The organism is Caballeronia sp. S22, from assembly GCF_964261745.1.
GTDB classification, from domain to species: Bacteria; Pseudomonadota; Gammaproteobacteria; order Burkholderiales; family Burkholderiaceae; genus Caballeronia; species Caballeronia jiangsuensis.
In genome coordinates this window covers 2,789,346-2,812,901 of sequence record NZ_OZ180035.1, presented here as the reverse complement: position 1 = coordinate 2,812,901, position 23,556 = coordinate 2,789,346, and the positions used below count along the sequence as shown (strand labels likewise).

The 23,556-nt window shown below is 63.9% G+C and carries 21 protein-coding genes and 1 pseudogene; 7 read left to right on the top strand and 15 right to left on the bottom strand.

Going from position 1 to position 23,556, the window contains the following annotated elements; translation table 11 throughout:
- Positions 1-35: 35 nt before the first annotated feature.
- Positions 36-1,532: a glycerol kinase GlpK gene (gene glpK, locus ACEN42_RS13240; RefSeq protein WP_371880171.1), complete on the bottom strand. Its 1,497-nt coding sequence runs from the start codon at positions 1,530-1,532 to the stop codon at positions 36-38.
- Positions 1,533-1,756: 224 nt separating this feature from the next.
- Here glpK and ACEN42_RS13235 point away from each other — a divergent pair, with 224 nt between their 5' ends.
- Positions 1,757-2,137: a hypothetical protein gene (locus ACEN42_RS13235; RefSeq protein ID WP_238284956.1), complete on the top strand. Its 381-nt coding sequence runs from the start codon at positions 1,757-1,759 to the stop codon at positions 2,135-2,137.
- Between the two features lie 76 nt (positions 2,138-2,213).
- Here the strand turns inward: ACEN42_RS13235 and ACEN42_RS13230 are convergent, their stop codons facing one another.
- The gene (locus tag ACEN42_RS13230; protein WP_035497782.1) at positions 2,214-2,411 is read right to left on the bottom strand and encodes a hypothetical protein; all 198 of its coding nucleotides are present in this window, start codon (positions 2,409-2,411) and stop codon (positions 2,214-2,216) included.
- Positions 2,412-2,875: 464 nt separating this feature from the next.
- Between ACEN42_RS13230 and ggt the strand changes: the two genes are divergently transcribed.
- The 4 genes and pseudogenes from ggt (at position 2,876) to ACEN42_RS13210 (ending at position 7,654) form a co-directional block, all read left to right on the top strand.
- Entirely contained in the window at positions 2,876-4,513 is a 1,638-nt protein-coding gene (ggt, locus tag ACEN42_RS13225; RefSeq protein ID WP_371880170.1) for a gamma-glutamyltransferase, read from the top strand.
- Between the two features lie 130 nt (positions 4,514-4,643).
- Positions 4,644-5,997, top strand: a pseudogene (locus tag ACEN42_RS13220) (MFS transporter).
- Positions 5,998-6,277: 280 nt separating this feature from the next.
- Positions 6,278-7,102, top strand: coding sequence for a ferritin-like domain-containing protein (locus tag ACEN42_RS13215; protein ID WP_371880169.1), 825 nt, complete (start codon positions 6,278-6,280; stop codon positions 7,100-7,102).
- Positions 7,103-7,141: 39 nt separating this feature from the next.
- Positions 7,142-7,654, top strand: coding sequence for a hypothetical protein (locus tag ACEN42_RS13210; protein WP_187607557.1), 513 nt, complete (start codon positions 7,142-7,144; stop codon positions 7,652-7,654).
- 9 nt (positions 7,655-7,663) lie between these two features.
- Here ACEN42_RS13210 and ACEN42_RS13205 read toward each other — a convergent pair whose 3' ends face one another.
- From ACEN42_RS13205 to ACEN42_RS13190, 4 genes are all read right to left on the bottom strand, one after another.
- Complete coding sequence (locus ACEN42_RS13205) at positions 7,664-9,199, bottom strand: DEAD/DEAH box helicase (protein ID WP_371880168.1); 1,536 nt, start codon at positions 9,197-9,199, stop codon at positions 7,664-7,666.
- A gap of 238 nt (positions 9,200-9,437) precedes the next feature.
- Complete coding sequence (locus tag ACEN42_RS13200) at positions 9,438-10,058, bottom strand: hemolysin III family protein (protein ID WP_187607559.1); 621 nt, start codon at positions 10,056-10,058, stop codon at positions 9,438-9,440.
- Between the two features lie 100 nt (positions 10,059-10,158).
- On the bottom strand, positions 10,159-11,457 hold the full coding sequence (locus ACEN42_RS13195; RefSeq protein ID WP_035497788.1) for a cytochrome c: 1,299 nt from the start codon (positions 11,455-11,457) through the stop codon (positions 10,159-10,161).
- A gap of 21 nt (positions 11,458-11,478) precedes the next feature.
- Positions 11,479-12,225, bottom strand: a complete 747-nt coding sequence (locus ACEN42_RS13190) for a cytochrome c (RefSeq protein WP_035497789.1) — start codon at positions 12,223-12,225, stop codon at positions 11,479-11,481.
- A gap of 463 nt (positions 12,226-12,688) precedes the next feature.
- Between ACEN42_RS13190 and ACEN42_RS13185 the strand changes: the two genes are divergently transcribed.
- On the top strand, positions 12,689-13,618 hold the full coding sequence (locus tag ACEN42_RS13185) for a CopD family protein (RefSeq protein WP_371881126.1): 930 nt from the start codon (positions 12,689-12,691) through the stop codon (positions 13,616-13,618).
- Between the two features lie 12 nt (positions 13,619-13,630).
- On the opposite strand, the gene ACEN42_RS13180 is transcribed toward ACEN42_RS13185, so the two are convergent.
- The 7 genes from ACEN42_RS13180 to hda form a co-directional block, all read right to left on the bottom strand.
- A complete protein-coding gene (locus ACEN42_RS13180; protein WP_187607560.1) occupies positions 13,631-13,930 on the bottom strand; it encodes a hypothetical protein in 300 nt (99 codons plus the stop codon).
- A gap of 98 nt (positions 13,931-14,028) precedes the next feature.
- Positions 14,029-14,844, bottom strand: a complete 816-nt coding sequence (gene panB / locus ACEN42_RS13175) for a 3-methyl-2-oxobutanoate hydroxymethyltransferase (RefSeq protein ID WP_035497791.1) — start codon at positions 14,842-14,844, stop codon at positions 14,029-14,031.
- Between the two features lie 47 nt (positions 14,845-14,891).
- Positions 14,892-15,572, bottom strand: coding sequence for a deoxynucleoside kinase (locus ACEN42_RS13170; protein WP_035497792.1), 681 nt, complete (start codon positions 15,570-15,572; stop codon positions 14,892-14,894).
- Positions 15,569-16,126, bottom strand: coding sequence for a 2-amino-4-hydroxy-6-hydroxymethyldihydropteridine diphosphokinase (folK, locus tag ACEN42_RS13165; protein WP_187607561.1), 558 nt, complete (start codon positions 16,124-16,126; stop codon positions 15,569-15,571). Before folK ends, ACEN42_RS13170 begins: the two co-directional genes overlap by 4 nt.
- A gap of 78 nt (positions 16,127-16,204) precedes the next feature.
- Positions 16,205-17,785: a polynucleotide adenylyltransferase PcnB gene (pcnB, locus tag ACEN42_RS13160; RefSeq protein WP_035497794.1), complete on the bottom strand. Its 1,581-nt coding sequence runs from the start codon at positions 17,783-17,785 to the stop codon at positions 16,205-16,207.
- The gene (locus ACEN42_RS13155; protein ID WP_371880167.1) at positions 17,778-18,464 is read right to left on the bottom strand and encodes an HAD family hydrolase; all 687 of its coding nucleotides are present in this window, start codon (positions 18,462-18,464) and stop codon (positions 17,778-17,780) included. Before ACEN42_RS13155 ends, pcnB begins: the two co-directional genes overlap by 8 nt.
- Before the next feature lie 11 nt (positions 18,465-18,475).
- Complete coding sequence (gene hda / locus ACEN42_RS13150; RefSeq protein WP_371880166.1) at positions 18,476-19,270, bottom strand: DnaA regulatory inactivator Hda; 795 nt, start codon at positions 19,268-19,270, stop codon at positions 18,476-18,478.
- A gap of 249 nt (positions 19,271-19,519) precedes the next feature.
- On the opposite strand from hda, the gene purM reads away from it, so the two are divergent.
- Positions 19,520-20,575 (top strand): phosphoribosylformylglycinamidine cyclo-ligase, encoded by a 1,056-nt coding sequence (gene purM / locus ACEN42_RS13145; protein WP_250483095.1) that lies wholly within the window; start codon positions 19,520-19,522, stop codon positions 20,573-20,575.
- 60 nt (positions 20,576-20,635) lie between these two features.
- On the opposite strand, the gene miaA is transcribed toward purM, so the two are convergent.
- Together miaA and mutL are read right to left on the bottom strand one after the other, a co-directional pair.
- Entirely contained in the window at positions 20,636-21,583 is a 948-nt protein-coding gene (gene miaA, locus ACEN42_RS13140; RefSeq protein ID WP_371880165.1) for a tRNA (adenosine(37)-N6)-dimethylallyltransferase MiaA, read from the bottom strand.
- Complete coding sequence (gene mutL, locus ACEN42_RS13135; RefSeq protein WP_371880164.1) at positions 21,580-23,532, bottom strand: DNA mismatch repair endonuclease MutL; 1,953 nt, start codon at positions 23,530-23,532, stop codon at positions 21,580-21,582. Before mutL ends, miaA begins: the two co-directional genes overlap by 4 nt.
- Between the last annotated feature and the right edge of the window lie 24 nt (positions 23,533-23,556).

Sequence of the window (23,556 nt, the reverse complement as noted above, 5' to 3'; positions counted from 1 at the left end):
GCGTTCCGGAAAACGACATGAGCGGCTCGGCTTCGCTAGCTGTCGGCCCATACCTTCGCCGCGTGGACCGCGCGTTGCCATCCGGCGAGACAGGACTCGATCTCCGGTTCCGGCATCGACGGACTGAACCGGCGCTCCAGTTGCCATTGCGCCTTGAGTTCGTCGATATCCTTCCAGTAGCCGACCGCGAGCCCTGCGAGATATGCCGCGCCGAGCGCCGTCGTTTCTGCGATGCGCGGGCGTGCGACTTCGACGCCGAGGATGTCGGCCTGAAACTGCATCAGCAGATTGTTCGCGCAGGCGCCGCCATCGACGCGCAATTCGCCGATGCGCATGCCCGAGTCCGCTTCCATTGCCTTGAGCACGTCGAGCGACTGATAGGCGATCGAATCGAGCGCCGCGCGCGCGATGTGACCCGATGTCGTGCCGCGCGTGACGCCGAAGAGCGTGCCGCGCGCGCGCGCGTTCCAGTGCGGCGCGCCGAGCCCGGCGAATGCGGGCACGAGATAGACGCCGTCGCTATGCGGCACGCCGCGCGCGAGCGTTTCGATTTCGCTTGCGTGGCGAACCAGGCCGAGCCCGTCGCGCAGCCATTGCACGACCGCGCCCGCGATGAAGATGCTGCCTTCGAGCGCGTAATTGACCTGATCGCCGATCTGCCAGGCGATCGTCGTGACGAGGTTGTTGCGTGACTCGATCGGCTTGTCGCCCGTATTCATGACGAGAAAGCAGCCGGTGCCGTAGGTGTTCTTCACCATGCCGGAATCCGTGCACATCTGTCCGAAGAGGGCCGCGTGCTGATCGCCGGCAAGCGACGCGAGCGGGACGTCCGCGGCGAACACCGTGCCTCGCGTCGTGCCGTACACCTCGGACGACGCGCGCACTTCGGGCAGCATGCTGCGCGGTATGTCGAGCGCGTCGAGCAGTTCGTCGTCCCAGCGTCGCTCATGAATGTTGAAGAGCATGGTGCGCGATGCGTTCGTGATGTCCGTGACATGCAGACCCTGCCGCGTGAAATTCCATACGAGCCAGCTATCGACCGTGCCGAACGCGAGTCGTCCTTGTTTCGCCTTGTCGCGGGCGCCCTCGATGTTGTCGAGAATCCAGCGGATCTTCGTCGCCGAGAAGTATGCGTCGATGGGAAGTCCCGTCTTCGCGCGCACCATCGATTCGAGGCCGCGCGATTTGAGCTCGTCGCAGAGGCCGGCCGTGCGACGATCCTGCCAGACGATTGCGTTGTAGATCGGCTTGCCTGTCTCGCGGTCCCAGACGATCGTGGTTTCGCGCTGATTCGTGATGCCCACCGCCGCGATCGACGAAGCGCTCTCGCCCGCGCGTGTGACGGCTTCGGCGGCGACGCCGGCCTGCGTCGACCAGATCTCCTGCGGATCGTGCTCGACCCAGCCAGCTTGCGGATAAATCTGCTGGAATTCCTTCTGCGCCACGGACACGACGTTGCCGTTTCTATCGAACAGCATGGCGCGCGAACTGGTCGTGCCCTGGTCGAGCGCGAGAATGTACTGATCCTGCATGGTCTCCTCCGATTTGAGCCGACATCGACGCGTCGTGCCGCGCCAGCCGATGTCCGTCTGCGCAATCTATCGGAGTGAGGCCACGTGGACAACCTGGCCGAATGGCATAGGCCGCGTGACACATCTCGCTAGAACGTCATTCGGCCTATGCCGTTCGGCCGAGTAGCGCGACAGTTCCGTTCGTCCGATACTGGCGGCACGAAATGCGATCGAAGGTGAGTGCCATGCGAATGCTGTGGGTTTCAGGCGCGCTGAGTGCGGCGTTGCTGGCGGGCTGCGTGGGAACACCCAGTCTGGACGGAACGATGGGCGCGCCCTCGTTCAGTGCGCTGCAGGGCATGTGCGGGACGTCCCCAGTCGATTACGGCGCGGATGCGCAATCGGTCTACTCGACCTTTTACGACGCCTATGTGGCCGAGCGACGCGGTGGTCTGTCCAGGGAGCGATTCTGCGCGTTTCAGACGGCGATCGCCGAGCGATATCGCTCCTATCAGGCGAATCCCGGTCTGGAGGCGCAAAGCGCGTGGGCGAGTTTCTTCCTGGATCAGCGAGCACAGGCGCTGAGCTGGCGTGCCGCGGTCGACCCGACCCTGCGTGCCGGCTGAAGTGACTCGTTGAGAGATATGAGAGGAGGTGAAGCGGACGCGGCCGAGGGCCGCGTCCCGAGCCCTGCTACGCGTGCTACGAGTAACGCTTGAAAGCCTTGACGGTCGAATCGCCGGTGGCGGTGAGGCGCCATTGCTGGCGTCCGGATGCGAGATTTTCGAGTTGAACGAGCTGACGTTCGAGCAGAGCGTCGAGCTCCTGGCGTTCCATGTCGACCTGATTGGGTGCTTCCTGAACCAGTAGCAGCGTGGCAAATTCGTGCGGACTCAGCATTGTGTTCTCCATGACGACCGAACGGCATAAGCAGCCGGCTTTGTAAGCCGGATCTTTTTGCTTCGAAACGTTGTACGGGAAAACTGAAAAAACGCCGGGCAAACGCATTGAATTCTTGTACTGCGGATGCCGGGAATTGGGATTGTAGGCAAGTGTCTGACAAGTGCCAAATTCGCGTTGAAAATTTTCGCTTTGACTTTTTCCGGCTGCGGAAGCGGTCCATCGCTTACGCAAATTCGGAGAATCAACTTGAAGTTCGTGCGGCGGCGCACACAAGCAAGGTGCTCTGGAAGCGCACCGGTCGGTGCGAAGGCCCAGAAGGAATTCATGCGCCAATTTCATTAATTTATACGATAAATGAATTTGTTTCGGATTAAGCGGACAATGCAATATTCCTCTTTTGCCCGGCTGGCTCACATAATCGCCCGCCGTGTTCTGCCCGCAGGAATTTTGGACTTCATTCGATGACTCGCTTCAACTGGCAAAACCCCTATCCCACGCCGCGCCTGCCGGTGTTCGCCCGCAATATCGTTTCGACTTCGCATCCGCTGGCCGCGCAGGCCGGCCTGCGCATGTTGTGGAAGGGCGGCAATGCCGTCGACGCGGCCATCGCTGCTGCGGCGGCGATCACCGTGGTCGAACCCGTGTCATGCGGGCTGGGCGGCGACGCTTTTGCGCTGGTCTGGGACGGCCAGAAGCTGCACGGTCTGAACGCGTCGGGCGTATCGCCGGCGGCGTGGAACGTCGACTACTTCCGCCGCAAGTACGGCGAGGAGAATGGACTCGCCCGGCAACCCAAGCGCGGCTGGGACGCGGTGACGGTGCCAGGCGTCATCGCCGGATGGGAAGCGCTGCATTCGAAGTTCGGCTCGCTGCCCTTCGCGGACCTGATGGAGCCGGCCATCGAGATCGCCGAGCGCGGTCATGCGGTGGCGAGCATCGTCGCGTATAAGTGGGCGGCGGCGGTGCCCGAGCTCAAGGACCAGCCGGGCTTCGCGGATGTGTTCATGCCGCGCGGCCGCGCGCCCGAGGTGAGCGAACTCGTGCGCTTTCCTGGCCACGCGAAAACGCTGCGCCTGCTGGCGCAGCATGGTCCACGCGCGTTCTATGAAGGAGAGAGCGCCGAACGCATCGCCGCATTCGCACGGGAGGGCGGCGCCGCGCTGACGATGGACGACCTGCGCAGCTATCGCGCGGACTGGGTCGAGCCGATCAGCAAGGATTATCGCGGCTACACCGTGCATGAGATTCCGCCGAACGGGCAGGGCATCGCGGCGCTCATCGCGCTCGGTATTCTCGACAAGTTCGATGTGAGCGCGCTGAACGTGGATCGCATCGAGTCGCAGCATTTGCAGATCGAGGCGATGAAGCTCGCCTTCGCCGACGTCTATCGCTACGTCGCCGATCCGCGGTCCATGGAAGTGACGCCCGAGCAGATGCTCGACGACGCGTATCTGACAGAGCGCGCGAAGCTCATCGACCCGTCGAAGGCGACGCAGTTCGACTTCGGCATGCCGAAGGCGGGGGGCACCATCTACATGTCGGTCGCCGACGAGCGCGGCATGATGGTGAGCTTCATCCAGTCTAACTACATGGGCTTCGGTTCGGGCGTGGTCGTGCCCGATACAGGTATCGCGCTGCAGAACCGCGGCTGCGGTTTCTCGATGGACCCGAAGTCCGCGAACGTGGTGGAAGGCGGCAAGCGTCCGTTCCACACGATCATCCCGGCGTTCCTCACGCAGGAAGTCGATGGCAAGCGCGAAGCCGTCATGAGCTTCGGCGTGATGGGCGGCGACATGCAGCCGCAAGGACACCTGCAATCGGTCGTGCGGATGCTCGACTACGGCCAGCAGCCGCAGGCGGCGTGTGACGCGCCGCGCTGGAAGGTGAATCGCGATTTCACGATCGACATCGAGGCCACGCTCGATCTCGAAACCGCGCGTGCGTTGGAAGGCCTCGGTCACACGATCAAGTCCGTCGACGATCCGTACATGGACTTCGGTTCGGGCCAATACATCTGGAAACTCGATCGCAACGATCCCGAGCGCGGATATGTCGCGGCAAGCGACAGCCGTCGCGACGGACTCGCGGCGGGGTTCTAAAGCCATCATCGGAGACCGCACATTGAGCGGTCTCCGTTCATAAAAAAACCGCATCGATCGCTGCGACTTTGCAGGCGACAGGGATACGCACGCCCGTATCCACGATGCGGATGCAGGGGGAGGAGAAATCATGAACCAACAAACGTATGGAGCGCGCGATACACAGGGCGCAGCCCCGCCGAATGGCGAAACATCCGCGCCGAAAGCGGCGCCATCGAAGGCGATGATCCGCCGCATCGTGTTCTCGTCGTCAATCGGCAATGCACTCGAGTGGTTCGATTTTCTCGTCTACGGCTATTTCGCGACAGTCATCGCGAAGGCGTTCTTTCCGTCGAACGATGAATGGCTGTCGACCATGCTGGCTATCGGCACGTTCGGCATCTCGTTCCTGATGCGGCCGCTGGGCGCGATCGTGCTCGGCGTCTACGGCGATCGGAAGGGGCGCAAGGCCGCGCTCACGCTCGCCATTCTGCTGATGATGGTCGGCACATTCACGATGGCCGTGATGCCTTCGTATCAACACATCGGTGTCGCGGCGCCGCTGCTGATACTGCTCGCGCGTCTTGTGCAAGGCTTCGCGGTCGGCGGCGAGTTCGGCAGCGCGACCGCGTTCATGGTCGAGCATAAGCGAAGCGCGGCGCGGCTATTACGCGAGCTGGCAGTTCGCGAGCCAGGGGCTCGCCGCGATCATGGCTGCGGCGTTCGGCTCGGTTCTGAGCGCCTGGCTGCCGCAGCCGCAACTCGAAAGCTGGGGCTGGCGCATTCCTTTCGTCTTCGGACTGCTCGTCGGGCCGGTCGGCTACTACATCCGCTCGCACCTGGACGAAACGCCGGAGTTTCTCGCGACGCGTTCCGAAAGGAAGGACAACGCCCCGGGCGTCTCGTTCTCGAACCAATGGCTGAACCTGCTGCTCGCCGTGGGCATCGTGGCGCAATCGACAGTCGGCGTGTATGTGTTGCAGCTCTATATGCCGATGTACGCGGTCAAGCAGCTGCATCTTCCGGCGACGGCATCGTTCGCCGTCGTGGTGCTCAATGGCGGACTTCAGTTCATTTTTTCGCCGTTGATGGGCGCGCTCTCCGATCGGCTCGGGCGCATCCGCATCATGCTCGCCACGTCGATCTTCATGGGCGTAACGATTTATCCGATGTTTGCGTGGCTGCAGGCGCATCCGACGATTGCATCGCTCGTCATGCTGCAATCGGTAGCGGGCATTCTGAAGGCCGCGTATTCCGGTCCAATGCCCGCGCTCATGTCCGAGATCTTCCCGACGCGGGTGCGCTCGACCGGCCTGTCGATCGGCTATGCGCTCGGTGTCACGCTATTCGGAGGATTCGCGCCGACAATCGTCGAAGCGTTCATCCACGTCACCGGCGACAAGCTCGCGCCAAGCTACTACGTGTTGCTGGCCGCTGTATTGTCGGGCGTGTCGCTGGCGATCGTCGCCTGGCGCATGCGCGTGGCGCGTCGATCTCAGGCGTAATCGAAGCAAATGCCGTGGCTTAGTCGGCACGTTTCATGCTGGAGCGCATCCACACTTACTCGTCAGACGTTGTAAGAATTCGGCACGCGAGGAACCGGCGCGCCGCGCGCGAGTCTGTCCCCAAGTCTGCAAACTCATTGCAGGGCGGCTAAGATGGAAAAACTAGCCGCTGACACTTGAAGTTGAGGACGCCAGGACTGAATCGTTCACGGCGTCGCCTGAACCTCGGCCGGCTCTTGTCGGCCGATGGCGCGTTCAGTCCAGCCTGGGAGCGCGATAAATGCATACAGACAGTACACACGTGATGCCTTGGCGCATCGAAGATATCGATCTCTCGCGGATCGATCGTCAGAAGGCTGCATCCAACGAGCATCTTCTCTTGTTGTTGTGCGCCTGCTCGTTCATCGAGAGCGGCACCGATCTTTATACGAGCAATCTCAGCAAGTATTTTCACGACGATCCTGAGATCTCTGCGTGGCTGAACGATGAGTGGGAGCCCGAAGAGATGCAGCATGGAAGGGCGCTCAAGACTTACATCCACCACGTGTGGCCGGAGTTCGACTGGGACACCGCGTTCAGGAGTTTCTTCGACGAATACTCGCTCACCTGCTCCTACGAGGAGTTCGAGAAGAAGCGAGCGCTCGAAATGGTGGCGCGTTGCGTCGTCGAGACGGGAACCGCCACGCTTTATCGTGCAATCAACGATTGTTCGGACGAGCCGGTGCTGAAGGAAATCACCGACAACATCCGTACGGACGAAGTGCGGCACTACAAGCACTTTTTTCACTTCTTCAAGAAGTGGAACAAGATCGAAGGCAATGGCCGCCTGGCCGTGCTCGGCGCGCTCGTGCGGCGCGTGATGGAGTTGAAGAGCGAGGATTCGGAAATCGCGCTGCGGCACGTCTTCGCCGTTCGTTATCCTGAGCGTGCGCAGGATGCCGAGTACAACCGCGAACTTTCCGCGCGCGTGAATGCGCTCGTGCGGCGCAATCTGTCCGCGGATCAGGCCATCAAGATGCTGCTCAAGCCGCTCGATTTGCCCGCGCGCATTCAGCCCGGCGTGCACTATCCGCTCTCGAAGATGACGCAGTTGTTCTTCCGCTAACCTTGCTCGACGATGCCGGTTCAAAACCGGCATCTTTCCATGTCCGATTCCAACGCTCCGCAGCCGTCGCTCTCTTCACATACCGTTTTCGACGAGTGGCCGCCCGAGTTGCGTGCGCTCTTCGACGGTACGCTCACCGGCGTCGATACGGGTTTCACCGCGTCGCTATGCACCGCCGATCGCGCCCATCGCGTGCGAACCGCGCTGCTCGGCGCCGGCGAACTGCTTGCGCCCGATGCGCGCACGCTTGCCTTCGCGCTATGGCCGTCGTCGCGGACGGCGCAGGCCATTACCGCGACCGGACGGGCCACTCTCGCCTTCGTATTCGACGAGGCCTTCTATCAGGTGCATCTGGATACACGCCGCGTTCCGCTCGACGATGTGCCGCTGGCGTGCTTCGTCGGCACGATCGAGAGTGGTGAAGTTCAGCGGGTGGGATATGCGCGACTCACGAACGGAATCGTCTTCGAACTGACTGATGCGCAATCGGCGCTCGCGCGCTGGCGCGAGCAACTCGAATGGCTGAAGCGGGCGGCGAGCGCCGCCGCCTGAAACATCGCTTTAACGACTGCGATCGCCCGATCGCAACGCATCGCGTCGGCCGCTGAGCAGCGCGCCGGGATTGCCCGACGGCTTGCGCGAATTCGCGGCGTGACCGGTCTGCACCTGCTCCTGACGTCGCGGAGCCGGGCCCGCGTTTGCGCCCGGCTTGCTTTGCTTACTTTGATTGCGCGCTTCGCGTGAAGGCTGAGCGCTGCCATTGTTTGCCTTCGCCGGCCGCGCGCCGCGGGCCTCTCCGGTCGGACGGCCGCCTTCGCGGCGCGGCTCGCCATTGCGTCGCGCTTCACCGTTCGGACGTGCCTCGCCGTTACGCGGATTCTGACGCCCCTGACCCTGACCTTGTCCCTGGCCGCGGCCCTGACTACGGCGCTGGATCGGCTCCGGCTTCGCGTTCGGATCGGGTTCGAAGCCGGGGATCACCTCGCTCGGGATCGGCCGCTTGATGAGGCGCTCGATGTCCTTCAGCAACTGATGCTCGTCCACGCACACCAGCGATACCGCTTCGCCTTCCGCGCCCGCGCGCCCGGTGCGGCCGATGCGGTGCACGTAGTCTTCCGGCACGTTCGGCAGATCGAAGTTGACGACATGCGGCAGTTGATCGATGTCGATGCCGCGCGCCGCGATATCGGTCGCGACCAGCACCTGTAGCGTCTGATCCTTGAATTCGGCGAGCGCGCGCGTACGTGCCGACTGGCTCTTGTTGCCGTGAATCGCGAGCGCGCTGATGCCGTCGCGCGTCAATTGCTCGGCGAGGCGATTCGCGCCGTGCTTCGTGCGCGTGAAGACGAGCACCTGAAACCAGTTGTTGCCGCGAATCAGATGCGTGAGCAGTTCGCGCTTGCGATCGCGATCGACCGGATAAATCTTCTGCTCGACCTTTTCGGCCGTCGTATTGCGACGCGCGACTTCGATGAGCGCGGGCGAATCGAGCAGACTGTCCGCGAGCGCCTTGATTTCATCGGAGAACGTGGCCGAGAACAGCAGATTCTGACGCTTCGCCGGCAGACGCGCGAGCACGCGCTTGATGTCGTGAATGAAGCCCATGTCGAGCATGCGATCGGCTTCGTCGAGCACGAGAATTTCGAGTTGCGAAACGTCGATCGTCTTTTGCTGCATGTGATCGAGCAGACGCCCCGGCGTCGCGACGACGATATCGACGCCACGGCGCAGCGCGTCGATCTGCGGATTGATGCCGACGCCGCCGAACATCACAGTGGACTTGAGCTTCAGGTACTTGCCGTACGCGCGGACGCTTTCCTCGACCTGCGCGGCGAGTTCGCGCGTCGGCGTAAGGATCAGCGCGCGCACCGGGCGTTTCGCGCCGCCCGAGGCGGGCGCGAGTTGCGACAGGCGTTGCAGGATCGGCAGCGTGAAGCCGGCGGTCTTGCCCGTGCCGGTCTGCGCGCCCGCGAGCAGGTCGCCGCCTTTCAGGACGGCGGGAATCGCCTGGAGCTGGATGGGAGTGGGACTGGAATAGCCGAGTTCGTTGACGGCGCGAAGCAGAGGTTCCGACAGACCGAGTGAATCAAAAGACATAAATTGGATACTTATTCGTTGTGTCGAGCGGCGCGCATGCGAATCAGGCTGCGGCGAATCATGGTTCGGCCGGCAGAGCGCATGTGCATCGCTCGAAGAAAAATCGGGCGGCGGGCCATAGGCGATCAGCGATCGCCGGACGTTGCCGCGAGGTTCGACGTGCTATCAAGACACGTCATCTGGCGCTAAGTTGCATCGATGGACACTTCGACGCGGCGGCGCCCGTTTCAGCCGATGCTCACGCGACGTAGCGCGCGACGCTCACGAACTGACACAGGCTGCCTGCGAGCACGAACAGATGCCAGATTCCGTGTCCATGCCGAATGCGCTCGTCGTTGATGAAAAACCAGATGCCCGCGGTGTACACGACCCCGCCCGCCACCAGCCACGCGGTTCCCGCGGGCGGCAGCGCCGTCACGAGCGGATGAATGGCTACGAGCGCGAGCCATCCCATCAGCACGTACAGCACCATCGATACGCTGCGGGTTCGGCGCCCGAGCGTCAGTTCCTGCGTGATGCCGAGCACCGCAAGTCCCCAGCTCACGCCGAAGAGGGACCAGCCCCAGGGACCACGCAAGGTCACTAGTGTATACGGCGTGTAGCTGCCGGCTATCAACAAGTAGATGGCCGAGTGATCGCACTTTTGCAGTATCGCTTTCATGCGCGGCGTGCGCACGCAGTGATACAGCGTCGAGATGATGTAGAGCGCGCAGAGCATCGCGCCGTACACCGCGAAACTGACGACCTTGTAGGCGTCGCCGTCCAGTGCGCCCATTGTCACGAGCGTCGCCAGACCCGCCACCGACAGCAGCGCGCCGATCAGATGGCTGATGCTGTTGAAACGCTCGCCTGCGTGCATGAGTTGGATCCGCCAAAAGACAAGGGGCGCGGCCCCAACTACGAAGGCTGCGCCCCAAATGCGTATTGTACGCTCTATTGACGGATGGCCGCCGCGGACCTCAGTCGAGCGGCGCCGAACGCAGATTGCTCACCTGCTGCGGCGACACCGGCGTGCCGTGGTTGCCCCACGACATACGGATGTACGTCACGACCGCGGCCACTTCCGTATCCGACAGCGACTGCGCGAAAGGCGGCATCCCGTGCGGCATCGGATTGCCTTCCGTGCTCGGCGGATAACCGCCATTGAGCGTCATGCGGATCGGGTTGACGGCCGATGGCATCTGGATCGACTGGTTGTTGGCGAGCGGCGGATACGCCGGCGGCTTGCCAAGACCGGTTTCCTGATGGCACTTCGCGCAGTTTTCGGTGTAGACCTTCTTGCCCAGCGTGAGCAACTCGCCGCCGAACTTCTCGGACGTCTCGAGCTGCATGACTTCCGGCGCTTCCTTCTTCTGCGGGATCGACTTGAGATAGGTCGAGATCGCGTTGACGTCCGCGTCGGTCATGTACTGCAGGCTGTTGTGAACCACTTCAGCCATCGGGCCGAACACTGCGCCGCGTTGCGACACACCGGTCTTCAGCAGATCGTTGATGTCTTTCAGGTCCCAGTCGCCGAGGCCCGCTTCCTTGTTCGACGTGAGCGACGGCGCGTACCAGTTCTGCAGCGGGATCAGGCCGCCGGCGAAGGCCGCCGAGCTGACCGGGCCGCCCATCGCGTTGATCGACGTGTGGCACATCGCGCAATGGCCGAGGCCTTCGACCAGATACGCGCCGCGGTTCCATTCGACCGATTTGGTCGGATCCGGCTTGTACTCGCCTTCGCTGAAGAAGAGGGTGCGCCAGCCGATCAGCAGGTTGCGGTTATTGAACGGGAAGCGCAGTTCATGCGGACGGCTCGGCTCGGAAACGGGCGTCACGGAACGCAGATACGCATAGATCGCGTCGGAATCGGCGCGCGTGACCTTCGTGTAGCTCGTGAACGGGAAGCCGGGGTAGAGCAGGCTGCCGTCCTTCGAACGGCCCGTGTGCATCGCGCGATAGAAGTCGTCGGACGTCCACTTGCCGATGCCGTATTGGTCGTCAGGCGTGATGTTCGGCGTGAACATCGTGCCGAACGGCGTGGCCATCGGCAGGCCGCCCGCGAATTGCTTGCCGCCGCGCACCGTGTGGCACGCGATACAGTCGCCGGCGCGCGCGAGGTATTCACCTTGCTTGATGAGCGCGGCCTTGTCGGCCGGCGTCGCCGCGATGGCGCCGCCCGAATGCAGATTGTCGCCGCCCGACCAGAGAACGGCGGCGGCTGCGACGGCTGCCACCACGACAGCCGAGGAAAGTGCGAACAGGGACTTGCGTTTCATTATGTTGTCGCTCCAGACGCCTTATTGCAGTTCGCTGCCGCACTTGAGCGGCATCTTCAACGAGCCAGCAGGCGCGGGCACCGGGTTGGCGGGTGCGGTTTGCGTGGACAGCCATGCGGCGACGGCGGTCACGTCGTCATCCGTCAGGCGCGAGGCGATCTGCTGCATGCAATCGGGCGCCTTCGCGTGACGCGTGCCCGACTTCCATGCGCCGACTTGCGCGCTGATGTAGTCCGAATGCAGGCCGACGAGACCCGGAATGGCCGGCTGCATGCCGGTCAGGCCCTTGCCGTGGCAAGCCGCGCACGCGGGAATGTTTTTCGATGCATCGCCGTTCAGCACGATCTGCTGGCCGCGCGCGAGCGTCGTCGAGGAGACGTTCGTCTTGGCGGGCGGCGGATACGGCGGACGCTGATTCGAGAAGTACGTCGCGATCTGATGAAGGTAATCGTCCGAGAGATACGTGACGAGGTAGTTCATCGGCGGGTACTTGCGCCGGCCTTCGCGGAAATTCTGGAGCTGGTTGTACAGATAGTCGGCAGGCTTGCCGGCAAGACGCGGGAAGTAGTCGTTGTCCGTGCCTTCACCATGAACGCCGTGGCACGCCGTACAGCCTTGCACGCGCGCGGCCATCGTGTCCGGTGCGATCGGCTGGTTCTGCGCCTGCGCGGCGGAGCTGAAAACGCCAGCGCTGCCTACCAGAGCCGAGGCAAAAGCCATAGCGAGCAGCGGACGAAAAATGCGTCTTGAAAACACGCGACACTCCATGAAATTCGGGGACCTGCCGAGCTTCGTGCGGCTCGGTGCGAAGGTGGCGAACCACGGCCACGCAGGGGGCGGTGGGTGGCGGACCACGGCCACAGCGGCTCGACGAGCCTCTGATGCGACGCGGAATTCTATCATCGATGCATGATGATGACTATTTGACACAATCTCGCTCTAAGTCCCGCTGCAGCGCATTCGCGACAATATGCCGCGCGGCTCTTGACCGCCCGCGACGAACTTAATAGGCACGAATCGTCCATTGCGTTTCGACAAATATTCGACTCGACGCGGGAGCCGCCTGATCGATGTGCTTCATGCAGTTTCGGAAGCCCCCGGCAAAAATTCAAGGCGTTTCGACGACGTTCGATGCTGTGCTGCACCGTGGACGTTCGTTTAGACTCCGCAGACTTCCTTCGATGAGCTTCCTTTTGGCGATGCCCGCTCGCACCGCGACCGCTTCCGCATGATGAACGACGATCCTCTCTGGCTTGCGCAGACGGCCTTCGCGGCGCTCGCCGATCTCGCCTTTGCCTGCGCGCTCGGCGCATTGCTGCTGAATGGCTGGCTGTCGCGCGAACAGGCGTTCGCAGCCGTGTCGCCTGCGCGGCATGGCTGGCGGCGTGCCGCGCGCGGCGGTCCGATCGCCGCGATCGTGCTGATTTTGTGCAGCTTCGTCTCGCTATGGCTGCAATCGGCGGCGATGAGCGGCGCGCCGATCTCGCAAGCGGGCGCGTCGTTGTGGCTCGTCGCGACGGGGACGCATGCGGGCATCGGCTGGTTGGTCGCGCTCGTGGGCAGCGTGCTTTTGTTGCTCGCGGCGAGCGGCGCTTCGCTGTCGATGGCGCGGATCGGAACGGCAGTGCTTGCAGCGCTGATCGTCGCGGCGGGCAAGTCGGCGATCGGCCACGCCGCCGATGCAGGCGCGTTTTCTCTCGCGGAAGGCGTGCAAACGCTGCATCTGCTCGCGACGGCGGCGTGGGGCGGCATCGTCATCGCTGGAGCGTTCGTGTTGCCGGCGCTCGATACGTCGGTGGCGCGCGCGGTCCTGATTCGCACGGTCGCACGCATGTCTAAAGCGGCGTCGATCGCGGTCGCGCTGGTCATCCTGACGGGCGTGTTCAACGGGTGGCGCGGCGTCGGCGGTTCGCTCGCGGCGCTCACCGCAAGCGTCTGGGGTCACGTGTTGATTGTCAAACTCGCGCTGGTCGCGGCGGCGCTCGCGTTCGGCGCGCTGAATCGATGGTCGGCGCTGCCGCGTCTGCAACGCTCGGCATCGACGATGGACGCCCACACGGTCATCAACGTGATGCGTATCGAAGCCGTGATGATGGCCGGGGTTTTCGTGGCAGCGGCCGTGCTGTCGCACAGCGTGCCGGGATCGGCGCTCGCGGGCTGACGCCGCGTGCGCTTATTCGTAGCCGAGTTTGTGAGAGACGATCGGCGCGCAAAAGAGCGCCACCGCGCAGCCGATGATCTTCCCTTGCAACTCGACCAACGCCGTATGCGAGTCCGCGAAGAAGATAACTTCGAGCAACTGCGGCAGGCAGAACACGATCGCCGCGCCGATGAACCAGCGCGTCACCGCCGCGATGCGCCAGTTATGCTGCGCCCCGATTCCCGCCGCCACCACACGCGCCACGCCCAGCGCGACGAGTGAGCCCACGGCCAGTTGGGCTCTGACGTATTCATCGGGAAGGACGTGCCACATGATCGTTCTCGCTCTTTTTAGTGACTATTGGCAAGGGTACGCGCAGGAAGCTTGGCAGTATGTACGAAAAAACGCAGATCGTGGGCGCGCGGCATCGCTCAGAACGTATGCTCGGGGCCCGGGAAGGTGCCGTCCTTCACGGCGCGCACATACGCTTCGACCGCCGCGAAAATGCTCGACTGGCCTTGCATGAAATCCTTGACGAAGCGCGGCCGCTTGCCGTGGAAGATGCCGAGCATGTCGTGCAGCACGAGCACTTGTCCCGAGCAGTCGATACCCGCGCCGATGCCGATGGTCGGAATCGCGAGCGCCTCCGTGACGTCGCGCGCGAGCAGCGTAGGCACCGCTTCGATCACGATAAGTTGCGCGCCCGCGTCCTGCAGCGCGATGGCGTCGCGCTTCATCTGCTCGGCGGCCGCTTCGGATTTGCCCTGCACCTTGAAGCCGCCGAACGCGTGCACCGATTGCGGCGTGAGCCCGACGTGCCCGCACACTGGAATCGACCGTTCGACCAGAAAGCGCACGGTGTCCGCGAGCCACTCGCCGCCTTCGATCTTCACCATCTGCGCGCCCGCGCGCATCAGTTGCACGGCGTTCGCGTAGGCATCTTCCTTCGAGCCGATCGTGCCGAACGGCATGTCCGCGACGATGAGCGCGCTCCGGTTGCCGCGCGCGACCGATGCCGTGTGATACGCGATGTCGGCGAGCGTAACGGGCAGCGTCGTGCTGTGCCCTTGCAGCACGTTGCCGAGCGAATCGCCGATCAACATGACGTCGACGCCCGCGCGTTCGAGCAGCGCGCCGAAGCTCGCGTCGTAGCACGTGAGCATCGCGATGCGTTCGCCGGTCTCGCGCATGGTCTGAAGCTTGGGTACGGTGATCGTCGAGCGATTCGTTTCCTGCAGATACGTCATGATCGTTTCACTATAGAGTCGCTAAAGAGGGTGGCTGCGCGACGCGCTCAGACCGATACGCCTTTGACAAAGAATTCCTTGCGTCCGCGCATCGACTCGATGCGCTCGACGAGAAGCGCGAGATCGTCATCCGATGCAAGCGGGTTCAGATGCTCCGCATTCACCGTGAGCAACGGCGTCGCGTCATAGTGATAGAAGAAGTCGTTATACGCATCGCAGAGCGCGCGCAGATACGAATCGGAGATTTGCAGCTCCATCGGCAGCGCGCGTTTCTGGATGCGCGAGAAGAGCACTTCCGGGCTCGCCTGCAGATAAACGACGAGATCGGGCGCGGGCCCGCTCGAATGTATGCGCGAGGCGACGTCCCTGTATAGCTGAAACTCGTCGTCGGGCAACGTGAGACGCGCGAAGAGCTCGCTCTTCTGCGTGAGAAAGTCGGTCATCAACGCGGCGCCGCTCGTCACGATATCGGCGGCTTCCTGTGTCTGCGATGCGCGCTGCAACGCGAAGCTCAACTGCGTGGCGAGCGCGTGACGCGTGGTGTCGCGATAGAAGCGTTCGAGAAACGGATTGTCCTGCGGGCGCTCGAAGAGCGTGCGCATCGACCAGCGTTCGGCGAGCAGCGTAGCGAGCGTCGTCTTGCCGACGCCGATCGGCCCTTCGATCGCGATATAACGATGCGGCGGCCGCAGTTGCGGCGCGGTCACGGTGAGTGGCGGAACGCTCATCGGCAGTCTGTCTTGTCGTTGGAAGGGGTGGCGGCTGCGTCGGTGTCACGCGGATTCGCACCGACGATGCACTGGCACGTCGCGACTTTTTCGATGCGCTGATCGGTGACGCCCGCGATGAACGCATCGGCGCGGCCGCGCTGGGGAAGAATGAGATCGGGCTCGAGCTCGACGAGCGGCACGAGCACGAAAGCGCGCTCGGTCATGCGCGGATGCGGCACGACGAGATCCGCTTCGTCGATGCTCGATGCGCCGTACAGCAGGATGTCCAGATCGAGCGTGCGCGGCGCATTGCGATACGGACGCTCGCGCCCGAACTGCTCCTCGATGTGATGACACAGACGCAGAAGCGATCGTGCGGCGAGGCTCGTTTCGAGTTTGACGACGCAATTGAAGTAGTCGTCGCCCGATGCATCGACCGGCGCGGTGCGATAGACGCTCGATTTCGCGAGCACGGTGATCGTGTGCTGCTGGGCGAGACACACGACTGCGTCTTTCAGGGTCTGGCGCGCATCGCCGAGATTCGCCCCCAGGCCCAGATAAGCAATCGTCATGGCAGAAGTCCTACGCGTGGGTCACAGCGAAAAGCGGGAAAGCAGGATCGCTCTTCGCTACTGTAACCAAAACCGGCGTTACTCGTTGTCGGCGCCTTCGTGCTTGTTGGCCGCACTCGGGATCGCGTCGCCATCGTTTCCTTGTGCGGCCTGATCATCGGGCGCACCCGGCTCGCCCGGGCGACGTTTCGCGTTGCTGCGACGACGCCGCTTCTTCGGGCCGCTGCTGCGCTCCTTGCCGCCTTGCGACAGCAGCGTTTCGCGCTCGGCATGATCGGCGTCGATGAAGTCGCTCCACCACTGGCCGATTGCAGCATCGAGCTCGCCCGATTCGCAACGCAGTAGCAGGAAATCATACCCCGCTCTGAATCTTTGGTGTTCCAGCAGCTTGAGCGCGCTGCGGCCGCGCTTTTCCAGCCGATGCTGAAGACTCCAGATCTCGCGCATGTCCGACGAGTAGCGCTTGTGGATCGCGAGTTTCTCGGTCTGCATGTCGAGGACATCGTCCATCGCGCGATGCAATGCGGGCACCGGATATTCGCCGTTCGCGGTGTATTGCTGCCAGCGCGTCTGCACGTCGTGCCACAAGAGTGTCGCGAAGAGAAAGCCCGGCGAAACGGGCTTGCCCGCACGCACGCGCTCGTCGGTGCTCGTGAGCGCGAGCGTCACGAACTTCTCGCCGTGCGGCTGTTCGAGCACGACGTCGAGCAGCGGCAGCACGCCATGATGCAGGCCTTCCTGACGCAGCCGCGTGAGACACGCGAGCGCATGACCGGAGAGCAGCAGCTTCAGCATCTCGTCGAAGAGACGCGCGGCCGGCACGTTGTTCATCAGGTCGGCGAGGTCCTTGATCGGCGCGCGCGTGGCTTCGTCGATCTCGAAGCCGAGCTTCGCCGCGAAACGCACGACGCGCAGCATGCGCACCGGATCTTCGCGATAACGCGTGGCCGGATCGCCGATCATGCGCAACAGGCGCGCGCGGATGTCGGCCATGCCGTCGTGATAGTCCAGCACGGTTTGCGTGGCCGGATCGTAGTACATCGCGTTGATGGTGAAGTCGCGGCGCGTGGCGTCTTCGTGCTGCTCGCCCCAGACGTTGTCGCGCAACACGCGGCCGCTCGCATCGACGGCATGCGTGCGGCCGTCGAGCTCGCCGCGCCTGAGCCGTCGCGGCGGTTCCGAAGCCGGTTCGGGCGGGACGTCCATCAACGCGCGAAACGTCGATGTCTCGATGATCTCCTGGCCGAACTGCACATGCACGATCTGAAAACGCCGCCCGATGATGCGGGCGCGGCGAAAGAGCTTCTGCACCTGATCGGGCGTGGCATCGGTGGCGACGTCGAAGTCCTTGGGCGCGACGCCGAGCAGCAGATCGCGCACCGCGCCGCCGACGATGAACGCGCGATGTCCCGCGTGCTGCAGGCCATCGGTGACGCGGACCGCGTTCTTCGAGATCAGCGACGGATCGATGCCGTGAATGTCCGACGACAGGATGACCGGCACGTTCGGGTCGCGCTTCACGGGCGCGGCGGCCTTCTTGCGCGTGCTCTTGCGAGCGGGCTTGGCGTCGGGCGAATCAGCCGGGATGTCGTTCGCTGCGCTTTCGTTGGAGTCGGCGCTATCTTGCCCGAACAGCTTGCGGATAAGTTTTTTAATCACGTGTGTCGAACAGGTTCAGGATGCGCCAGCCTTTGGCTTGCGCATGCGCGCGCAGGGTGTCGTCGGGATTGGTCGCGACAGGATCGGTGACGCGTTCCAGCAGCGGGATGTCGTTGTGCGAATCGCTGTAGAAATAGCTGTGCTTGAAATCGGAAAGCTTCTTGCCGATGGATTCGAGCCATTGCTCGACCCGCACGATCTTGCCTTCGCGATAACTCGGCGTGCCGGTGGGCCGGCCGGTGAGCGCGCCGCGCGGATGGTCGTCCACGGTTTCCACTTCACATGCGATCAACGTTTCGATGCCGAAGGCTTCCGCGATCGGCGCGGTGATGAACGCGTTGGTCGCCGTGACGAGGCAGCAGAGATCGCCGTTGTCCTGATGCTCGCGCACCAGCGTGACGGCGGCCGGCACGATGCGCGGATTGATCACCTCGCGCATGAACTGCGCGTGCCAGTCGGTGAGTTGCTCGCGCGAGTACTTGGCGAGCGGTGCGAGCATCGCGTGCAGATATGCGTTGATGTCGAGCACGCCCGCCTTGTAATCGGCGTAGAAGGCATCGTTCTGACGCGCGAAGGATTCCGCTTCGACGATGCCCAGTTTCACCATGAAGCGGCCCCATTCGTGGTCGCTGTCGGTGGGGATGAGCGTGTGGTCGAGATCAAAGAGGGCGAGGTTCATGGGTGCGCATTTTACTTGAAGCGGGTCGGGGCGTTGTCCGGCGCGGCCGGGCCGGAATCGAGGGCGGCCGGATCGCCTGCCGCCCGTTCTTGCGCGGACACGGGAACGAGCGGCGCGGCGCGGCCGGTTTGCTGGAGCATCGTGCGCAGGAGCGGGCGCGTCACCGCGCGCTTTTGTTCCAGCGAGAAGCGGTCGAGTTCGTCGAGCAGGGCCATGAGGCTCGGCATGTCGCGCCGGAAGTGCGTGAGCAGATAGCCGGGCACGTCCTCGGCAAGCACGATGCCGCGTTCGCGCGCCGCGTGCTTCAGCACGGAGACCTTTGCTTCGTCGGAAAGCGGCTGCAGATGGAACACGAGACCCCAGCCGAGCCGCGTGCGCAGGTCTTCGCGCACGGTGAGCGCGAGCGGCGCGTCGTTGCCGGTCGCGACGAGCGCGCTCGTCGGATGCGCGCGCACTTCGTTGAAGAGATTGAAGAGCGCGATCTGCTGCGCGGCCGACAGGCGGTCGCAATCGTCGACGGCGTAGAGCGTGACCTGCGGATCGAAACCGAATGCGTTGAGCGCGCTTTGCGGGCCCAGATAGCGCGCGAGTCCGTTCGCCTCGTAGGTCAGCGCCTGCAGCAGGTGGCTGCGGCCGCTGCCCGGCTCGCCCCACACGTAGAACGTGCGGTCGGCGACCGGCCCGGCCGCGAGTGCGCCTTCGAGCTCACGCAGCCGCGCGATCAGTTCGTGATTGCCGGCGGCGAAAAAATTGTCGAAGGTAGCGGGCGGCGGCGTGCCCAGATCGAGCGTCAGTTGGCGTTGCACGGGAGATCGGTGTCGTCGGGCCTTGAGTCGGGCATATCTTGAAAACTGCCGGATGAGCTGCGGGTATACGCGCAAAGCCGCAGCGGAGCGCCCTGTGCGCCAATGGTTCGGGCGCCTTGGAGACCGCGTTCGATCTCGAAAAGAGCGCCTTCGCGATTTCTGGCGAACGCGGGAAAATCCAGTCTGCCGACCGTCGTCGGGTCATCATCGGGTAAAATCGCATTTTACCGACCTTCTCGCTTCCTCCCCATGAATCAACCGAAATCCGCTGCGGACGCCCAGGGTTTGTCGTATCGCGACGCGGGCGTGGACATCGACGCGGGCGACGCGCTCGTCGACCGGATCAAGCCGTTTGCCAAGAAAACATTGCGTGACGGCGTGCTGGGCGGCATCGGCGGATTCGGCGCGCTCTTCGAAGTGCCGAAGAAGTACAAGGAGCCGGTGCTCGTGTCGGGCACGGACGGCGTCGGCACGAAGCTGCGCCTCGCGTTCACGCTGAACCGGCATGACACCGTCGGTCAGGATCTCGTCGCGATGAGCGTGAACGACATCCTCGTGCAGGGCGCCGAGCCGCTCTTCTTCCTCGATTACTTCGCGTGCGGCAAGCTCGACGTCGATACGGCGGCGGACGTCGTGAAGGGCATCGCCACCGGTTGCGAGCTGGCGGGCTGCGCGCTCATCGGCGGCGAGACGGCGGAAATGCCGGGCATGTATCCCGACGGCGAATACGACCTCGCGGGCTTCGCGGTCGGCGCGGTGGAAAAGAGCAAGATCATCGACGGCAGCACGATCAAGCCGGGCGACGTCGTGCTCGGGCTGGCTTCGAGCGGGATCCATTCGAACGGTTATTCGCTGGTGCGCAAGATCATCGAGCGCGCGAATCCCGATCTGAACGCCGACTTCGACGGCCGCTCGCTCGCCGACGCGCTGATGGCGCCCACGCGCATCTACGTGAAGCCGCTGCTTTCGGCGATGCAAAGCGTGACCGTGAAGGGCATGGCGCATATCACGGGCGGCGGTCTGGTCGAGAACATTCCGCGCGTGTTGCGCGAAGGGCTCACGGCCGAGCTGGATCATCGCGCGTGGCCGTTGCCGCCGCTGTTCGCGTGGCTGCAGAAGCACGGCGGCGTCGCGGATGCGGAGATGCATCGCGTGTTCAATTGCGGCATCGGGATGGCTGTGATCGTCGCGGCGGAAGATGCGCAGGCGGCGACCGGTTTGCTTTCCGCCGCGGGTGAGCAGGTGTGGCAGATCGGCGTCGTGCGCGAGAGCAAGGAAGGGGAGGCGCAGACGGTGGTGGTGTGATATCGCCGGCTTGCGCTGACAAAAAACCCTCGCCATGTGCGAGGGTTTTTGTTTTTGAGCCTACGTTCGCGATATCCGCTCCACCGCCTCCAACGCCCTTTCCGTCGCATCCTCCGCGCAGCAATCCACGACGACACGCTCCGGCATCGCCCTCAACCACGTCAACTGACGCTTGCACAACTGCCGCGTCGCGAAGATGCCCTTGTCGCGCATCTCGTCGTAGCCGGTCGCGCCGTCGAGGTACTCCCACGCTTGCCGATAACCGACGCAGCGCATCGAAGGCATCGACAGATCGAGATCGCCGCGCGCGCGCAGCCGTCTCACTTCGTCGATGAAACCTCGCGCGAGCATCGCATCGAAGCGCGCGGCAATACGCGCATGCAGCACCGCGCGATCGGACGGCTCCAGCGCGATCGGTACGAAGCGATACGGCGCATCGACATGCTGGGTGCGTGGTGCGGCGAGGAGCGTGGACATCGGCTGTCCGGTCAGCATGAAGATTTCGAGCGCGCGCTGGATGCGCTGCGAGTCGTTCGGCGCGAGCCGCGCGGCCGTTTGCGGATCGACGGTTGCGAGCCGCGCGTGCAGCGCGGGCCAGCCGTCGCGTGCGGCATCGGCGTCGAGCGTGGCGCGCACGTCGGCATCGGCGGTGGGAAGATCGTTGAGACCTTGCGTCAGCGCCTTGTAGTACAGCATCGTGCCGCCGACCAGCAACGGCACATTACCCCGCGCGACGATCTCGCCGACGAGCCGCAACGAATCGGCGCGAAACTGCGCGGCGGAATACGTCTCGGCGGGATCGATGATGTCGATCAGATGATGCGGCGCCGCCGCGCGCTCCACCGCATCAGGCTTGGCCGTGCCGATATCCATCTCGCGATAGACGAGCGCCGAATCCACACTGACGATCTCGACCGGATGCCGCGCCGCGAAAGCGAGCGCCGCCGCCGTTTTTCCCGATGCAGTCGGCCCGAGCAGACAGGCCACACGCAAAGCGGTATCGCTCATTGTCCGCGCATGAAAAGGCGGTCGAGATCGGCGAGCGTGAGCTGAAACCACGTCGGCCGGCCGTGATTGCACTGATCGGCGCGCTCGGTCGCTTCCATCTGGCGCAGGAGCGCGTTCATCTCGTCGAGCGTGAGCCGGCGATTCGCGCGCACCGCGTTGTGGCACGCGAGCGTGCCCAGCAATTCGTGTTGACGCTCGGTGAGCACACGCGATCCGCCATAGGCCTGCAGGTCGGCGAGCACGGCGCGCGCGAGCGATTGCAGGTCGGCGTCCTTCAGCAACGCGGGCACCGCGCGGATCGCGATCGATGTCGGCGACAGCACCGCGAGATCGAAGCCGAGCGCATCGAGCGTGTCGCGCTCTTCCTCGACGATGCCGATCTCGACCGGTTCGGCCGTCATCGACACGGGAATCAGGAGCGGCTGCACGGCGATCGCGCCATCGGCGAGCGCGTGCTTGAACTGCTCATAGAGAATGCGCTCGTGCGCCGCGTGCATATCGACGATCACGAGACCGCGCGCGTTTTGCGCCAGCACGTAGATGCCGTGAATCTGGCCGACGGCGAATCCGAGCGGCTGTTCGCCGGCGTGATCGAGCGCGCTGTCGTTCGCGATGACCGGCGCCGATGGCCGCTCGTCCACGCCCGGATAAGGCGTGTCGATGGCAGTCGTCGCGTTCGGCGTGCCCGCGCCGATGTCCTTGCGCCCGAAGAGCGCGTCATACAGCGCAAGCGGCTGCGCAACCGGCAGCGTGCCTTGCGTCATGCGCGACTGGCGCATCCAGTTCGTGCCGTTCTCGCTCTTCAGATTGAGCATGTCGGGCGCGCCTGCGAATGGCTTCGCGCTGAACGACGCTGGGCCGGTCGGCTGCAACTGCGCCGCGTGGCCGCCCGAGGTAGTCTCCGGCGAAGCGCCCGCATGTCGCGCAAGTGCGCGCTGCACGGCGTGAAAGACGTACTGGTGAATCGAGCGCGAATCGCGAAAGCGCACTTCGATCTTCGACGGATGCACGTTCACATCGACGGATTCGGGCGGCAGATCGAGGAACAGCACGTACGCCGGATAGCGATTGCCGTGCAACACGTCCTCATACGCGGCGCGCACCGCGTGCGTGAGCAGCTTGTCGCGCACGAAGCGGCCGTTCACGAAGAAATACTGCTGGTCGGCGCGGCCGCGGCTCGCGGTCGGCAGGCCCGCGCAGCCGTAGACGGCGAGCGGCCCGGCGCGCTCGTCGAGCGGCAGATGCGCGGTTTCGAACACCTCGCCGAGAATCTTCGCGACGCGCGTCTGCGGATCGCTCGCGTTCCAGTGCTCGACGGCCTTGCCGTTATGCATCACCGAAATCGCGACGTCGGGCCGCGCGAGCGCCGTGCGGCGGATCACGTCGAGACAATGCCCGAGCTCGGTCTGCTCGCTCTTCAGGAACTTGCGGCGCGCGGGCGTGTTGAAGTACAGCTCGCGCACTTCCATCGTCGTGCCGACGGTGCCGGCCGCAGGCGAGATCGCGCCCGTCTGCGCGTCGATGCGCGTGGCGTGCGGGCAGCTATCGGTGCGGCTTGTGATGAACAGTTCGGCAACCGATGCGATCGATGCGATCGCTTCCCCGCGAAATCCCAGCGTCGCGACGGCTTCCAGTTCGGCGAGCGAGCGGATCTTGCTCGTCGCGTGGCGCATCAGCGCGAGCGGAAGCTCGTTCGGCGGAATGCCGCTGCCGTCGTCGGCGATCATGATGCGTTTCACGCCGCCTTCGTCGAGCGTGATGCGCAATGTTGTCGCGCCCGCGTCGAGCGCGTTTTCCAGCAATTCCTTGACGACCGACGCCGGCCGTTCCACCACCTCGCCCGCGGCGATCTGGCTGATGAGCTGGTCGGGCAGCGGGGCGATGGCACGCGAACGGCGCGCGCCGTCGGCGGTCAAATCGCCAGCGGAAGTTTCGTTGAGCTCGGACATGGCGAAATTATAACGATTCGCATC

What these genes read in the sequence shown, in the direction of transcription:
- ACEN42_RS13210 (WP_187607557.1), top strand. Translation starts at nt 7,142, where the DNA reads ATGTCCGATTCCAACGCTCCGCAGCCGTCGCTCTCTTCACATACCGTT.
- ACEN42_RS13215 (WP_371880169.1), top strand. Translation starts at nt 6,278, where the DNA reads ATGCATACAGACAGTACACACGTGATGCCTTGGCGCATCGAAGATATC.
- ACEN42_RS13230 (WP_035497782.1), bottom strand. Translation starts at nt 2,411, where the DNA reads ATGCTGAGTCCGCACGAATTTGCCACGCTGCTACTGGTTCAGGAAGCA.
- ACEN42_RS13185 (WP_371881126.1), top strand. Translation starts at nt 12,689, where the DNA reads ATGAACGACGATCCTCTCTGGCTTGCGCAGACGGCCTTCGCGGCGCTC.
- ACEN42_RS13235 (WP_238284956.1), top strand. Translation starts at nt 1,757, where the DNA reads ATGCGAATGCTGTGGGTTTCAGGCGCGCTGAGTGCGGCGTTGCTGGCG.
- mutL (WP_371880164.1), bottom strand. Translation starts at nt 23,532, where the DNA reads ATGTCCGAGCTCAACGAAACTTCCGCTGGCGATTTGACCGCCGACGGC.
- ACEN42_RS13180 (WP_187607560.1), bottom strand. Translation starts at nt 13,930, where the DNA reads ATGTGGCACGTCCTTCCCGATGAATACGTCAGAGCCCAACTGGCCGTG.
- ACEN42_RS13195 (WP_035497788.1), bottom strand. Translation starts at nt 11,457, where the DNA reads ATGAAACGCAAGTCCCTGTTCGCACTTTCCTCGGCTGTCGTGGTGGCA.
- ACEN42_RS13200 (WP_187607559.1), bottom strand. Translation starts at nt 10,058, where the DNA reads ATGCACGCAGGCGAGCGTTTCAACAGCATCAGCCATCTGATCGGCGCG.
- purM (WP_250483095.1), top strand. Translation starts at nt 19,520, where the DNA reads ATGAATCAACCGAAATCCGCTGCGGACGCCCAGGGTTTGTCGTATCGC.
- ACEN42_RS13155 (WP_371880167.1), bottom strand. Translation starts at nt 18,464, where the DNA reads ATGAACCTCGCCCTCTTTGATCTCGACCACACGCTCATCCCCACCGAC.
- ACEN42_RS13170 (WP_035497792.1), bottom strand. Translation starts at nt 15,572, where the DNA reads ATGAGCGTTCCGCCACTCACCGTGACCGCGCCGCAACTGCGGCCGCCG.
- miaA (WP_371880165.1), bottom strand. Translation starts at nt 21,583, where the DNA reads ATGAGCGATACCGCTTTGCGTGTGGCCTGTCTGCTCGGGCCGACTGCA.
- glpK (WP_371880171.1), bottom strand. Translation starts at nt 1,532, where the DNA reads ATGCAGGATCAGTACATTCTCGCGCTCGACCAGGGCACGACCAGTTCG.
- ACEN42_RS13190 (WP_035497789.1), bottom strand. Translation starts at nt 12,225, where the DNA reads ATGGAGTGTCGCGTGTTTTCAAGACGCATTTTTCGTCCGCTGCTCGCT.
- ACEN42_RS13205 (WP_371880168.1), bottom strand. Translation starts at nt 9,199, where the DNA reads ATGTCTTTTGATTCACTCGGTCTGTCGGAACCTCTGCTTCGCGCCGTC.
- panB (WP_035497791.1), bottom strand. Translation starts at nt 14,844, where the DNA reads ATGACGTATCTGCAGGAAACGAATCGCTCGACGATCACCGTACCCAAG.
- folK (WP_187607561.1), bottom strand. Translation starts at nt 16,126, where the DNA reads ATGACGATTGCTTATCTGGGCCTGGGGGCGAATCTCGGCGATGCGCGC.
- ggt (WP_371880170.1), top strand. Translation starts at nt 2,876, where the DNA reads ATGACTCGCTTCAACTGGCAAAACCCCTATCCCACGCCGCGCCTGCCG.